Origin of the sequence: Acinetobacter sp. YH18001 (assembly GCF_013416975.1) — a bacterium.
In the GTDB taxonomy this organism is placed as follows: Bacteria; Pseudomonadota; Gammaproteobacteria; order Pseudomonadales; family Moraxellaceae; genus Acinetobacter; species Acinetobacter pseudolwoffii.
The window spans coordinates 1-14,353 of sequence record NZ_VPEU01000020.1; the positions used below are offsets into that span (position 1 = coordinate 1).

14 protein-coding genes and 1 pseudogene are annotated in these 14,353 nt (G+C 44.7%); 5 read left to right on the forward strand and 10 right to left on the reverse strand.

All coding sequences use genetic code 11. The annotated features are described in order from the left end of the window. From FTV48_RS08125 to FTV48_RS08145, 5 genes and pseudogenes are all read left to right on the forward strand, one after another. A pseudogene (locus FTV48_RS08125) lies at positions 1–184 on the forward strand (hypothetical protein); the annotation flags it as partial. A 1-nt stretch (position 185) separates the two neighbouring features. Next, a complete protein-coding gene (locus tag FTV48_RS08130; RefSeq protein WP_257222943.1) occupies positions 186–695 on the forward strand; it encodes a Tfp pilus assembly protein FimT/FimU in 510 nt (169 codons plus the stop codon). Continuing rightward, a complete protein-coding gene (locus FTV48_RS08135; protein WP_179999956.1) occupies positions 667–1,083 on the forward strand; it encodes a prepilin-type N-terminal cleavage/methylation domain-containing protein in 417 nt (138 codons plus the stop codon). Before FTV48_RS08130 ends, FTV48_RS08135 begins: the two co-directional genes overlap by 29 nt. Positions 1,084–1,085: 2 nt before the next feature. Next, on the forward strand, positions 1,086–1,727 hold the full coding sequence (locus FTV48_RS08140) for a PilW family protein (RefSeq protein ID WP_179999958.1): 642 nt from the start codon (positions 1,086–1,088) through the stop codon (positions 1,725–1,727). A 30-nt stretch (positions 1,728–1,757) separates the two neighbouring features. After that, entirely contained in the window at positions 1,758–4,226 is a 2,469-nt protein-coding gene (locus FTV48_RS08145; protein ID WP_179999960.1) for a hypothetical protein, read from the forward strand. A 309-nt stretch (positions 4,227–4,535) separates the two neighbouring features. Here FTV48_RS08145 and FTV48_RS08150 read toward each other — a convergent pair whose 3' ends face one another. From FTV48_RS08150 to paaC, 10 genes are all read right to left on the reverse strand, one after another. Further along, positions 4,536–5,144: a DapH/DapD/GlmU-related protein gene (locus FTV48_RS08150; protein ID WP_179999962.1), complete on the reverse strand. Its 609-nt coding sequence runs from the start codon at positions 5,142–5,144 to the stop codon at positions 4,536–4,538. Positions 5,145–5,175: 31 nt separating this feature from the next. Next, entirely contained in the window at positions 5,176–6,114 is a 939-nt protein-coding gene (paaX, locus tag FTV48_RS08155) for a phenylacetic acid degradation operon negative regulatory protein PaaX (protein ID WP_159516607.1), read from the reverse strand. A 63-nt stretch (positions 6,115–6,177) separates the two neighbouring features. After that, positions 6,178–7,470: a phenylacetate--CoA ligase PaaK gene (gene paaK, locus FTV48_RS08160; RefSeq protein WP_179999964.1), complete on the reverse strand. Its 1,293-nt coding sequence runs from the start codon at positions 7,468–7,470 to the stop codon at positions 6,178–6,180. A 60-nt stretch (positions 7,471–7,530) separates the two neighbouring features. Further along, positions 7,531–8,742: a 3-oxoadipyl-CoA thiolase gene (gene pcaF / locus FTV48_RS08165; RefSeq protein WP_179999967.1), complete on the reverse strand. Its 1,212-nt coding sequence runs from the start codon at positions 8,740–8,742 to the stop codon at positions 7,531–7,533. Positions 8,743–8,753: 11 nt separating this feature from the next. Then, positions 8,754–10,307 carry a 3-hydroxyacyl-CoA dehydrogenase gene (locus FTV48_RS08170; protein ID WP_179999969.1) on the reverse strand — a complete coding sequence of 518 codons (1,554 nt, stop codon included), beginning with the start codon at positions 10,305–10,307 and terminating at the stop codon, positions 8,754–8,756. 3 nt (positions 10,308–10,310) lie between these two features. After that, positions 10,311–11,102, reverse strand: a complete 792-nt coding sequence (paaG, locus tag FTV48_RS08175; protein ID WP_179999971.1) for a 2-(1,2-epoxy-1,2-dihydrophenyl)acetyl-CoA isomerase PaaG — start codon at positions 11,100–11,102, stop codon at positions 10,311–10,313. Next, on the reverse strand, positions 11,102–11,872 hold the full coding sequence (locus FTV48_RS08180) for an enoyl-CoA hydratase-related protein (protein WP_179999973.1): 771 nt from the start codon (positions 11,870–11,872) through the stop codon (positions 11,102–11,104). Before FTV48_RS08180 ends, paaG begins: the two co-directional genes overlap by 1 nt. Positions 11,873–11,914: 42 nt before the next feature. Then, positions 11,915–12,973 carry a 1,2-phenylacetyl-CoA epoxidase subunit PaaE gene (gene paaE / locus FTV48_RS08185; RefSeq protein ID WP_179999975.1) on the reverse strand — a complete coding sequence of 353 codons (1,059 nt, stop codon included), beginning with the start codon at positions 12,971–12,973 and terminating at the stop codon, positions 11,915–11,917. 75 nt (positions 12,974–13,048) lie between these two features. Then, positions 13,049–13,549, reverse strand: coding sequence for a 1,2-phenylacetyl-CoA epoxidase subunit PaaD (gene paaD / locus FTV48_RS08190; protein ID WP_179999977.1), 501 nt, complete (start codon positions 13,547–13,549; stop codon positions 13,049–13,051). A 31-nt stretch (positions 13,550–13,580) separates the two neighbouring features. Further along, complete coding sequence (paaC, locus tag FTV48_RS08195) at positions 13,581–14,336, reverse strand: 1,2-phenylacetyl-CoA epoxidase subunit PaaC (protein ID WP_179999979.1); 756 nt, start codon at positions 14,334–14,336, stop codon at positions 13,581–13,583. Positions 14,337–14,353 lie beyond the last annotated feature (17 nt).

The window sequence follows — 14,353 nt, forward strand, 5'->3', positions numbered from 1 at the left end:
ATTTACCTCATGGAATCCTAGTTCAACTGATTTTGCATATACCTATGTGTCAGATGGTGCTACCTACACCTTGACTGCAACTGGAACACAGGCACGTGTGACCAATTGTACGCTAACTTTAAAAAGTGATGGAGCACGAAGTTTAACGCCCGGATGTGGTAGTGGTACAGATTGGGCAAAATGAGATGAGCAAGATAAACAGGTTCATACGATCCCAAACGGGTTTTACACTGATTGAATTAATGATCACAATTACTGTGCTCACAATTCTTTTATTTATAGGTAGTTCTTTAACACGTGCCTGGATTGATCAAAGCCAAGTTAATAATGCTATTTCTAGTATTCAAAATGCTATTTCTCAAGCGAAAGCAAAAGCGATCAGAAATAAAAACAACACTTCTTTTAATGAAGCTGCCGCCTCTGTATGTATTTATCCATGGCAAGACTCATTAGAGCCAAAACCTAAGACTGTAATTAAAGTCGTATATGGCTCATGTCCTCTAGATGAACCTGATGATGCCCTTCAAAGTTTTGAGCTTTCAAATATTACAATTCAGCAAGGAGCTGCCTCTCTTAATTGTTTAGATTTCAACTATGTAGGTACACTTGTTTCTGGCTCCACATGCTCAAACATATCAAATCCTACACTGACTATAGGAAAGAACAATGAAACAGCAACCATTATTATCCGTTAGTCAGGGTGGTTTTACTTTAATGGAGTCGTTGATTGCTCTGGTTCTGTTTGCAATTATTGTTCTTGGAAGTAGCGCAGCTATCAAGCATATGTTAAGCATTCAAAAAGACATGAATATAAGTTTTATTGTAGTTAATGAAATTCAAAACCGCTTACAAGGTGCTCATGATAAAACTGATGTAATCAATGTATGTGACAGGGTTTTAACCACTCCTTATGAAATCAACAGCAGCCAGAAATATTACTTTGGATGTTCCACTAAAAAAATTTCTGCTGAACCTAAAACCATAGAATGGCCAGTTCTTGCTGCGAGTACCACTTCTGCAACAGTAGCGACCAATTGTGCTAAGGGCATTATCGACCCGACTTGCTATGTGGTAGGGAGATAAAGATGAAAAAGAATGGCTTCACCTTGGTCGAATTGTTGGTCGGACTGGTTATTGCAATGCTCTGTATGATCATGATGCTCATGCTATTCAAGCAGATCTCTCAGGTCAGTCTCGAAGCCTCTTTCGATGCAGAATATGACACTCAAGTCCAAATAGGAATGCTGATCTTACAAAAAGTGATTCAAAATGCTGGCTATGGTTCTGGTAATACCAATGATATTGCAATGGATGCAAGTAAAGATATTTTGTACTTACGTTTTACTCCAGATATAACTACACCTACAATTCTTAAATGCCAAGCAATCTTGTCTAATAATGATATTGAGAATAAAGAATATCGGCTTTATTTACTCGAAAATATAAAAAATTGTGGAACAGATGCAGATCTTAAGACTTCATCAATATGGAATAGTACACATACAACCAGAAGTCCATTAATTACCATTAAAAACAAAAATATCGAAGCAACCACAGCACCTGTTTTTAGTTTTAAAGTTGAAAACCTGACTGGCGGAAAAAAGTGTACACCTTATGGAATTAGTAAAGATAATCCCTCAGGTTCCAAATATGTCACGGTGACAGCTAAAGGCCAGCATTCTAGTGTCAAACAGATCAGGTCTTCTATTTGCTTAAATAATATTTAATGCCGGATTACTTAAATATGAGGATGAGCAATGCGTACATTTAAAAAGCAACAAGGCATGGCCACCATTCTTCTGGTATTGCTCATTGGAATCACTGTCATGCTGATTACGGCTACTGTTGCTAGAGCACTGACGACCAAGAAGGAGGCAGCGACTGCAGCCCATGCACAAACCAATGCTCAAATTATGGGTTGGGCAGGTGTAAGTGCTTTTAGAGAATATCTTTTTGAAAGAGCAAAAATTAATATAAGTAATATTCCTGAACTGAGAGGCAGAAGTATTAGCCTCCAAACCGAAGAAAATACCCAGCAAGTTGTGGTAAAAAATATTGAAGTCTTAGGCTGTCTCGCTCAGGGTAGTCCTTGTACAGTCAGCGCAGATATCAGTGCCAATAATCTCAGCTCCCAAGCCGCTACAACGATTAGGGCAATTTATAATATTGTATTAACAGAGGGCACTGTTCCCACCATTAATCAAGAAAGCGTTATAAGCTTCGGTGGAAATACTGTATTTTCAGGTTCTACATTAATTGAATCTGAATCTCCAAATGCAAAAGTAACCATGAATGTTGAAGGGAGCCTTACTCTAAATCTTTTATTCGAAACTAAAAATATTTCCGAATTAAATATTAATGCCACGGATGACGTTTATATTGACTGCGGACATCGAAACTGTGGCGAGGCTATTATTAATGTCACCACCCGAGGTAAGGTCACTCTTTTAACAGGCGATAACTTTGGGAATATCAGAGCCTTAGGCACGGTTAGCCTGCAAACAGGTGCAAGAGCAAAAAATATCCAATCTATTGGTGATATAACTTTAAGTGGCAACTCTAAAGCCGATAATCTTGAAACAATGGGCAATGTCACGCTCAGCTGGGCTAGCGTCAAAGATGTCAAAGCAAATGGCTGGGTAAGTATGAATACCTCAGCCAAAGCGGGGAAGATCGAATCTAGCAAAGATGTCACCTTATGGACAGGAAGCCAGGCACAGGATATTTATGCAAAAAATGAGGTTGAGCTTCACACCAATACGAGTGCCAACAATATTAAAGCAGGAGGTAACGTTTTAATAACAGGTGCAGGTGCACGCGCAAAGAATATTGAAAGCAGGGAAACGGTAGAGGTTTCAATTGCTGGGGCAAAAGCTGAAAATATCTATGCCAATAAAGTGGTACTTGGAATCAGTGGCTCTGCAAAAGATGTCTATTCAGCTACCACTGTCGTAAACTCGGTTGGTGGTACCACCTCTGTTTCAGGCAGAGCCGACAGTATTACTCGAAACAGTGATGAAGCTAAAGCAAAAATAGAAGCACTGAAAACCTATTTTAGTTCAAATCCAGTGATCAATGAAGCAGCCATTAGGAAAGGAATCAATGACAATACACAGTTTAAAAACAAAGTAGATGTTACCGCCTATAAGCAAGATGCAAATTATATTTTTACTAGAAGTGGAAAATTTGACCGTGTTTTTCTCAATCAATTAAAAAACAGATCCAATACTCTTACTTATATCTATGAAAATAATAGTCAATATATCTTGAAGGCTGATGGCACCAAAGAAGCAGTTAATGCAGCAGGATTTTCTATTGGTGACTACACGCTTAATGGCCAGACCTATACCGGTGCAATTTGTCAGACGGTTAGTAGTGGTAAATGTACCAGTCCAATTATTGGTTATCTCCCACGAATTAGCGTAGGTAAAACCTTGGGCATAGACAATGATTATAGCTATGGTAATACCTTAAACCGGTGGCGTGTCCGTTCAATTTCTACCCCGTCTTCACTAGACAATGCCACTCTCGCTCCGGGCATCATGTACTTTGAAGGCACATTAGAATTTGCAGGGGCTGCAAATTGGCAATCGGATAGCTTGACCAACGCTTATACAAATAGCTTTCTGGCTGAAGGAGAAATTTGGTCAATTGCTTTTTCTCCACGTATCTATGCACCCTATCAGGTCATCCGCGAAGGAGCAGATAAAATATCTTTGATCTGCAATCGCAGATTAAAAACGGTCACCAAGCTCGACCTTAATCCTGCCAGCACCATACCCGCAACATTGTCAGACCGGTATTTAATACCTATCAATTTGTGTAAAAATGACAATGAGTTTCTTTACACTATGGATAAGAACCCAGATAAAAGTAAGAAAAAAGTCACTATCGATGGTCAATCGCTTGATAAATTGGACTTAGGCACGGTTGCCCTGATGGCAAATGAACAGATTCATATTGGTGCATGTAGCCGCATTTATGGCAGTGTGCTCAGCCGTAAAGGTGTGACAACCTCTAAGGGATGTGGACTCACCAATAACCAGAATGCCATCACAGGGACCATCGGCACTCAAGGGGTTGGTGGAGGGTTAATCGCCAACCATATTATGGGAGGAACTAATATTGTATTACCAACGCAAGGTGAAAATGGTTCTGGTACACCAAACACAGGAAGTGGATTAAAAGCTGAAAGTGCTAACACCCGATGGGCTAGATACTTGTAAATTTATGAAAGCTGGCTTAGTGACATTCATGAGCTGGCTTTTATATAGCTATTCAACTTTAGCTTAGAATAATAGCCACATTAGGTTAAAACTTTCCCCAACACCAATTTAATTTTTGATTTATCTAAATATTTAAAAAAACAGGCCATTTTCAGCCAGCACTTGAGCTAAGGCCAGTGGATACTATGGCCAGTATTGTGCGTAGTTTTTGGAAGCTTGTGAAAAATGATCTTTAAATTCTTTGTTATTCATACACTCTCTCTTTTTAATATGCAGAACTCATTGATTGGATAGGATCATCTTTCTAACTTAATCATCTAGGCTATTTTGCTTGATCTGATACTCTGCCTTAAAAGCTTTGTAACTGAGCCGGTCTGCGGAAGCTTCTATTAAAGGACTGACCTCCTGCATTGAGGAAAGACAGCGCTCTGTCAGCTGAATATATTCCTGCGTTCCCTTGCTTTTCCAGGCAATTTCTTTGGCGTCCAAAGGACGGATGACCCGCGCCGGACTACCCAGCACTAATGAGTTTTCTGGAATCTGGGATTTGGCCTTGACCATACTATTGGCACCAATAATGGTATTTTCACCAATCTCGGCTTCATCCAGAATCACGCTGTTCATGCCCACCAGTACATTTTTGCGAATGATACAGCCATGTAAAATCGCGCCATGTCCGATATGGCCATATTCTTCAACCAGCGTAATACTGCCGGGAAAGCCATGAATGGTACAGGAATCCTGAACATTGGCATTTCTCTGGATGTGAATCCCGCCAAAGTCAGCTCTCAAGGTGGCAAAAGGCCCGATATATACGCCCTCTTCAATCACCACATCCCCAATCAAGACGGCTTGTGGATGTACATAAGCGCGAGGGCTGACCACAGGAATCACACCATCAATGGCATAACACGGCATTATTTTATTCCTTTAAAAATGCAGAATTAGATTAACTGACGGCTTCTAGTCGCAAACCGCCAAAACGTTTATAAAATTGTGGATGTACCGGCGGCATCGAACCTTCCGAAGTCCGCGCGATTTCTATAAAGAATTCATCACCTGCTGCAACCACAGTTTGATATAAATTGCTGCTCAGATTACGGGCATTCAGGGAAAGCCAGTTAGATGGCAATAACTCAAAAGGCAGATTCGGATCTTTTAATAAAATCCGGCGGAATTGATGAATCAGCAAAATACGCAACTGAAATGCCTGTAGCGGATCTAGCTCATCTTCCTGTTCCACCAGATGAAAGAATTCCCGAAAATCGGTGATAAATTTTTCATAACGCTGATGTAATTCCTGCACCGGCCAGTTGGTAGCAACCATGCGCTTCACGGTTGGATAAGATTCCTGCCAGAGCTGTAAGGTTTCGGCTTTAAACACCACCACCTGATCGGTCATTTTCAAATTCAGCAGCAGGTTTTGCAGTTTCTGGTGGTCACAGCCCGGATAGGCCATAACATTGGTGGCGATATTGGCAAAGCCCAGCCATTCCAGTTCTTTTTTCAGAATCAGTTTATTGTCCAGTTCCACTGAACTGAGCAGCACCAGATCCCATTTCTGATCCCATTCCTGATGGCTAAAACTGTAAATCTTTTGGTCAGCCATAACAAAACGCTGGCGGCTGCTTTCGGTGACACGGTAATAACTGGTGCGGCCAATTTTCTCCGAGACCAGCCAGCCATTTTGTACCAGACGAAATACAGCAGTTCTTACTGAACGTTCATTAAAGCCGAAGACATCCATGAGCTGGATCAGGCTGGCCAGACTGATAATGCCACCGCGATGAAAAATACAGTCACCGAAGATGGTCATGATTAATGAGGTTCCGCTGAGTGCTTCATTTTGAATAAAGTCATCAATGATTTGTTTTAATTTCGGATTCATTACGCTTAACTTTACCTTGTAGAAACTGGATGATAGACCATTTAGTCATCATCCAGTAGGACTTCATGCAGACTTGCGGATATCGAAAACGCGCTGTGCCTTGCCTTCAGAACGTGGCAGACTGCCTTCTGGCAAAACTTCGACACTGACACTGATACCAACCATGGTTTTAATCTGGCTTTTTAGCTGAGTTGCCAGCTGGTGCGCCATAATATCACTGCTATCTTTACGCATTTCGGTACGGATATGCAATGTATCCAGATGGCCTTGTTTACAAATCTGGATCTGATAGTTCGGAATCAGTTGCTGGATCTGTAAAATCTGCTCTTCAATCTGCGACGGAAACACATTCACTCCACGGATAATCATCATGTCATCACTGCGGCCAACAATCTTGTCCATACGGCGCATGGTACGTGCCGTGCCAGGCAATAAACGGGTCAGATCACGGGTACGGTAACGGATCACCGGCATACCTTCTTTGGTAATGGTGGTGAAGACCAGCTCGCCCAATTCACCATCCGGCAGGACTTCACCGGTTTCAGGATGGATAATTTCCGGATAAAAATGATCTTCCCAAATGGTTGGGCCATCTTTGGATTCCAGACACTCCATGGCGACGCCCGGGCCCATCACTTCTGACAGGCCATAAATATCCAAGGCATCAATGCCGAGACGCTCTTCAATTTCCTTGCGCATTTCATTGGTCCATGGTTCTGCACCAAATACACCGGTTTTAATCGAACAGTTTTTGGCTGTGCCAAATTTCTTCTCAAGCGCTTCAATAATATTCAGGCAGTAAGATGGTGTAACCATCAGTGCTGTCGGTTTAAAGTCATGGATTAGTTGCGCCTGTTTATCGGTTTGTCCGCCAGACATTGGGATCACGGTTGCACCCAAACGCTCAACGCCATAATGCGCACCTAGACCGCCCGTAAACAGACCATAACCATAAGACACCTGAATGATATCTTTACTGCTCAAGCCGGCTGCACGTAATGAACGCGCCACCACGTCTGACCAGACATTAATATCATTTTGGGTATAACCAACTACGGTCGGCTGACCAGTGGTGCCAGAAGATGCGTGCACACGTACAATCTGTTCCTGTGGCACAGCGAACATGCCAAAAGGATAGTTATCGCGTAAATCCTGTTTGGTGGTAAACGGGAATTTCGCTAGGTCTTCCAGAGAGTTAAAATCGTCCGGATGCACGCCCGCATCATCAAATTTCTTTTTATAAACCGGACTGTTCTGATAAGCATGTTGCAACGTCTTTTTCATACGCTGTAGCTGGACACTGCGTAACTCATCAACCGATACTTTTTCAATTTTTTCTATTGCATTGTTATTCATATTCTTACTCCTGACGCAGTCATCCTGACCACGATTTATTTCATTAATTGAATGATGTTCTTAATCCATATTTTCTAAAACCAGTGCAACACCTTGACCGACACCGACACACATGGTGCACAGTGCATATTTGCCTTTACGGCGTTTCAGTTCATGCATGGCGGTAATCACCAGACGGGTGCCACTCATACCCAGCGGATGACCCAAGGCGATGGCACCGCCATTCGGGTTGATTCTGGAATCATCGTCTTGCAAGCCAAGTTCACGAATCACGGCCAGCGACTGTGCTGCGAATGCTTCATTCAGCTCAATCACATCCATCTGTTCCAGACTCAGGCCAGTCTGTTTCAGCACTTTATGTACTGCTGGCACCGGGCCAATACCCATATATTTAGCTTCAACACCGGCGCTGGCCATCCCGATCACTTTGGCTTTCGGGCTCAAACCATACTGCTCGGCAAACTGCTGATTGCCCAGCAATACGCAAGCTGCACCGTCATTGACACCCGAAGCATTGCCGGCAGTGACTGAACCGCCTTCTTTACGAAATGGGGTTTTTAAGGCTGCCAGATTGTCCAGCGTCGTCTCTACACGCGGGTGCTCATCTTGGGAAATAGTGAGGGTGGTTTTCTTCGGACCTTTGACCTCTACCGGCAGAATTTCTTCGGCAAAAATACCCTTCTGCTGCGCTACTGCAGTTTTCTGCTGGCTGTGATAGGCAAACAGATCCTGGTCTACACGGCTGATCTGATATTTTTCAGCGACGTTTTCGGCCGTTTCCGGCATGCTGTCGACGCCAAACTGCGCTTTAAATTTTGGGTTGATAAAACGCCAGCCAATCGTCGTGTCATAAATTTCAGGGGTCCGGCTAAAGGCAGTCGTAGGTTTGGATTGCACAAAAGGCGCACGGCTCATGGATTCTACACCACCGGCCAAAATAAACTGTGCTTCACCCGATTTGATGGCACGTGCTGCAAGTCCAATCGCATCCAGACCTGAGGCACATAAACGGTTTACGGTGAGTGCTGGAACAGATTCAGGCAACCCTGCGAGTAAAGCAGCCATACGCGCCACGTTACGGTTATCTTCACCGGCCTGATTGGCACAGCCCAAGATCACTTCATCCAGTTCTGCCCATGGCAAGGTAGGATGCTGATCTTTCAAATATTGAATCGGTAGCGCTGCCAGATCATCGGCACGAATGCTGCTCAGTCCACCAGCATAGCGTCCGATCGGGGTGCGAATTCCATCAAAAATATAAACCTGTTCCATGATTCTTCCTTTTAGCCAGCAACACGTAATGGTTGCTGCTGAGTTTCCTGTGCATGTCCCTGCACCGCTTTCTTTGCTAAATATATACTAGTTCTATAGCGATCTTCACCATAAATACGATACATATTTTCTAAAATTTGTAAAATTGTGTAATATCCGATTCTGTCTGCCCACTCAAATGGACCACAAGGATAATTCACACCATATTTCATAGCAGAATCAATATCTTGCTCTGATGCAATAGCATGCAATACTGCTTCACAGGCTTCATTCACCAACATGGCAATACTACGTATAACATAAAGACCTGGATGATCCTTAGACCAAATAGGTATCATATCCATACCTATAAGGAATAGCTCCACTGCCTGGCGCTGTTCAGCACTACACGCCGGTGATGCAACGACTGGAATAGCCTGGGCATTTTCCCAATCTGCATGCCAGTCCATCAACACCACGGGGTCATGCTGATAAGCCAGTTCAACCGACTCGCCGAGCGATAATCGCAGGGAAAGATCACCAATCAGGATTTCATTCTGTTCTGCCGCCTGAAAACTCAGCTCTACATGAGAGGCCTGTTTTAAACGTTCAATCAGGGCTAAGGAATGTAGCCATTCACCTTTTACCGTGACTTTGAGCTTATTCAGCGACTTGGCATAACACACTGGCAATTCATATACAGGCGCAGGCTTGGACTGCGTGTAATCATAAAAACCCTGACCGGACTTACGACCATAACAGCCGGCATCGACCAGTTCTTTTTGAATCAAGGATGGGCGGTAGCGTGGCTCATAGAAAAATTCCTGATAGACACTTTGCGTGACCGAGAAATTCACATCCTGCCCAATCAAGTCTGTGAGTTCACATGGTCCCATGGCAAAACGGCCACATTCGCGCATGATGTAATCGAGCTGTTCCGGGGTGGTGGCATTTTCCTGCAAGGCGCGAAAGGCTTCGGCATAATACGGTCGCGCGACACGATTCACGATAAAACCGGGGGTCGATTTGGCCCGTACCGGAACCTTGTTCCAGTCCTTCATCAATTCAAATACCGCATCGGCAATGGCTGCTGAAGTTTTCAGTCCGCGGATAATCTCGACCAGCTTCATGACTGGTGCCGGATTAAAGAAATGCAGCCCAATCACCCGTTCCGGATTCGGAATCGCCGAGGCAATTGCAGTAATGGAAATCGAGGAAGTATTGGAAGCAAAAATTGTCTGTTCCGGGCAAATGGCAGCCAGTTGTTGAAACAGGTTTTGTTTCACTTCTTTCTTCTCGACAATGGCTTCAATAATCAAGCCCGCATCAGCAAGCTGCTGAATATCCTCTGCCACGATCAGATTGGCGAAGGTACTCTCCAGCAATTGCTGGGTCATTTTGCCATTCTGTACCCGCTTGCCAAGCTGCGCCTTTAAAGCAGTCAAGGCACTCTGAACTTTGCTGCGATCGAGGTCAAACACATAGGTCGGATGCCCGTGCATGGCGGCCAGTTGTGCGATGCCAATCCCCATGGTTCCCGCACCGACCACAGCAACTTTGAGGTGTTCGAAATTGATCTGTTGCATGATTTAGCATCCTTTATATTCAGGTGTACGTTTTTGCATAAAGGCTTGTACACCTTCTTTATAATCGCTTGAACGTCCAGCCAGACGCTGTAAATCACGCTCCAGAATGAGCTGCTCATCCAGATTATTGTCGGCTGCGGCATGAATGGCTTTTTTGATTAGTGACAGGCCATAAGTCGGCTGCTTGGCCAAATGCTTGGCCAGTTTTTTCGCTTCTGCTTGCAGTTGCTCATCTTCAACCACCTGCCAGATCATGCCCAGTTGTGCTGCGCGCTCAGCCGGAATTTTATCGCCGAGCATCGCTAAGCCCATCGCCTGGGCACGCCCGACCAGACGCGGCAAGAACCAGGTGCCGCCTGAATCTGGTACTAAACCTAGACGACAAAAGGCCTGAATAAAGGAAGCCGATTTTGCAGCAACTACAATGTCACAGGCCAGTGCAATATTGGCACCGGCCCCTGCCGCCACACCATTCACCGCACAAATCACCGGTTTTGGCATTTCAGTAATCAGTTTGATTAAAGGGTTGTAGTATTTTTCAATTGACAGGCCTAAGTCCGGTGCATCAGCATTCGGATCGACCACACGATCATTTAGATCCTGGCCGGCACAGAAACCACGGCCTTCAGCTGAAATCACCACGGCACGAATCTGGCTGTCTTTGGCCCAGGCCTTGATGACCCTGGAGACTTCCTGATGCATGGTTTCATTAAAGCTGTTGAGCTGTTTTGGACGGTTAAAGGTCAGGTAGCCCACTGCATTTTTTTCTTCGACAATAATTGTTTGATAATCCATTACACACCTCTAAATTCTGGTTTTCTTTTTTGTAAAAATGCATTGATGCCTTCTTGGCGATCTTGGGTCGCCGCCAGCCAGACAAAATGTTGACGCTCGAGCTTCAATCCCTGACTTAAAGTCACTTCATGGATCGACTTTAAAGATTGCTTGATGGCACGAATGGCCAGCGGTGCCTGCTTGGCAATTTTTTCTGCCAGTTCCAGTGCGTATTGCACGGTCAATCCTGTCGGACAAATCTGGCTGCTCATGCCATGTTGCAATGCGGCTTGTGCTGAAATCATTTCACCGGTCATGGCCCAGCGCATCGTCAATTGCTGACCGACTAAACGTGCCAGACGCTGTGTGCCACCGGCGCCCGGCAACATGCCTAAACCAATTTCAGGCAAGGCAAATTGGGCATTTTCTCCGGTCAGCACCATGTCACCATGCAAGGCCAACTCGAAACCTGCACCAAGAGCATAACCATTCACGGCCATGATTAAAGGTTTGGAAAATTCATCAATTTTTTTCCACAGCAGTGGCCGCTGATCCTGCTGGATACTGACCACATCTAACTGTGCCAGCTCATTTAAATCAGCACCGGCAGCAAAGCATTGCGTATTTCCGGTGATGACCACGGCTTTCACAGCAACATCTGTTTCCAGATTCTGTAAACAGGCTGCAATCTCTTGCAAGGTGGCATTGTTTAAGGCATTACGCTTTTCCGGGCGATTCAGCTCAATCAGTACTACACCTGGCTTGGGTGAGCTGGTTTTAATGTAAGTCATCCTTGAACTCCTGCTATGCTCGCGATGCTGTAAATTCAGCTGTTATTCATCAAAACTGAGTCGGACATTGGCCGTGGTCGGACGTGCCTGACAGCTCAGCACATAACCTTTCTGGATTTCGTCTTCTTCCAGGCTGTAGTTGACTGCCATTTCGACCTGACCTTCAAGCACCTTACATTTACAGGTTGCACAGACGCCGCCCTTACAGGCATAAGGTAAGTCCGCTCCGGCACGTAGCGCAGCATCTAAAATACTGTCATCCTGTTTGGAGACTTCCACAATCAACTCGCGACCATCGAGGATGATATTGACGCGTTCTTCACTGCGGCTTTCCATCTGCTGGGCGGTTGCTTTCGGTGCAGTACCGGTATTAAAACGTTCAGTGTGAATCTTGCTGCGTTGAATGCCCCAAGTCGGTAATACCGTTTCGACCGCTGCCATCATTTCTTCCGGACCGCAAGCGAAACAGTGATCTGCTTCGGCTGAAATCAGATTGGCCTGAAACAGCTGCTGCAATTTATCTGCGTTGATACGCCCGTTAAAAATCTCGCTATCGTTCAATTCACGGGAAAAAATATTCACCAATTGCAGACGCTCTTTAAAACGATCTTTCAGATCCATAATCTGTTCAGAAAACATGGTCTGTTTCCAAGAACGATTGCCATACACCAGCGTGAATGTTGCTTTCGCTTGACGGTTTAGCACTGACTTTACAATCGATAAAATTGGCGTAATGCCACTGCCTGCTGCAAACCCTAAATAATTCTGGCCACCGGCCTTGGCTGCTTTTTGAAAGAACACCCCTTGCGGCGGCATCACTTCTAAAACATCGCCTGCTTTCAAATGATCATTGGCCCAGGTCGAGAACTGACCCTGATCAATTTTTTTAATTGCAATACTCATATCTTCCTGAGTATCACTACAAATGGAGTAACAGCGGCGCAGTTCGCCATCATCGCTTAAATGGCGGATGGTGAGATGCTGACCTGGCTGATATTGAAATGCGTCCAATTGTTCAGGCGCGAGATCAAAGGCAATACAGATGGCCTGCTCGGTTTGTGGCTGAATCGATTTAATGGTTAATGGTATAAATTGGCTCATGGCAAAATCCTTCTTTTAGGTGGCGGTGTTCAGGCTTGTTATTGGTTTACCCTGCCCACCGCGCAATCGTTACAATTAAATACATTTGAAATAGTCAAAAGTTTCTAAGCAGTCCCGACATTGATATAAAGCTTTACAGGCGGTCGAACCGAATTCACTTAATAATTTGCTGTTGTTACTTAAGCACTGTGGACAGGTGATGCCATCGGTCAATGCCACATGCGTACCACAGCTATGTGACTGACCTTGCGGCGGGGCAATACCATATTGCTGTAATTTGTGTTTGCCCGATTCACTCATCCAGTCCGTGGTCCAGGCTTCAGACAGGTCAACAATGACTTTGACTGGCGTCAAACCGTTCGCCTCGAAAGCCTGGGTAATTTCTGCTTTTAATACATCTGTGGCCGGACAGCCGCTATAGGTCGGCGTGAGTCGCACCACAATTTCATCCTGCTGATTCAGCTCGACGCCACGAATCATGCCCAGATCAATCACCGATAGTACTGGAATCTCTGGATCAGAAACCTGCTGCAAAACGTCCCAACATTGATCTTCTACGTGTCTAATCAGATTCATGCGACTCACTACTCCCTGTGATTGTGCCGAATTACCAGTTCATGTTTGGATATGAGCGCTGCATGTATTGCAGTTCAGCCAAAACAAAACCGAGATGTTCTGTATGTAAACCTTGTTTAGCACCACTACGATAAGCACCCAGCTCTGGCAGGGTGAGTTCAAATCGAGCTAACTCGGCTGTAATGGTATCCAGCCACTGTGCTTTTAAACCTTCAATATTTGGAATTAAGCCGGTGTCTACCAACTGTTTTTCATCAGCAGTCAGGACAAAAAGCTCTTCGGTAAAACGCCATAACTGGTTTAAACCTTGTTGGGTTTTCTCATGCGCTTCTGCAGTCCCTAAACTTAGGCGCTCCATCCAGGTGGTGGAAAAACGCTGGTGATATTTCACTTCTTTGAGTGACTTCACTGCAAAGGCAGCCAACTCAGCATGCTGACTTTGACTTAAGGCGGTAAACAATAAAGCATGGTAGTGATCCATTAACCACTGACGTACCAGGGTCTGGGCAAAATCACCATTCGGCTGTTCACACAGCAGTAAATTACGGTATTCACGCTCGGTGCGGAAATAAGCCAGCTTGTCTTCATCACGGCCCTGTCCTTCCACTTCACCTGCCAAACTAAGAGCAGTACGAGCCTGACCCAGTAAATCCAGCCCGATATTGGCCAAGGCAATATCCAGCTCCAGTTCAGGTGCATGACCGCACCACTCTGCCAAACGATGTGACAAGATCAGTTGACTGTCACCCACATGTAAAAGAAATTCTGCCAATACTTGATTTGTCATAATCTTCACCTTTTCCT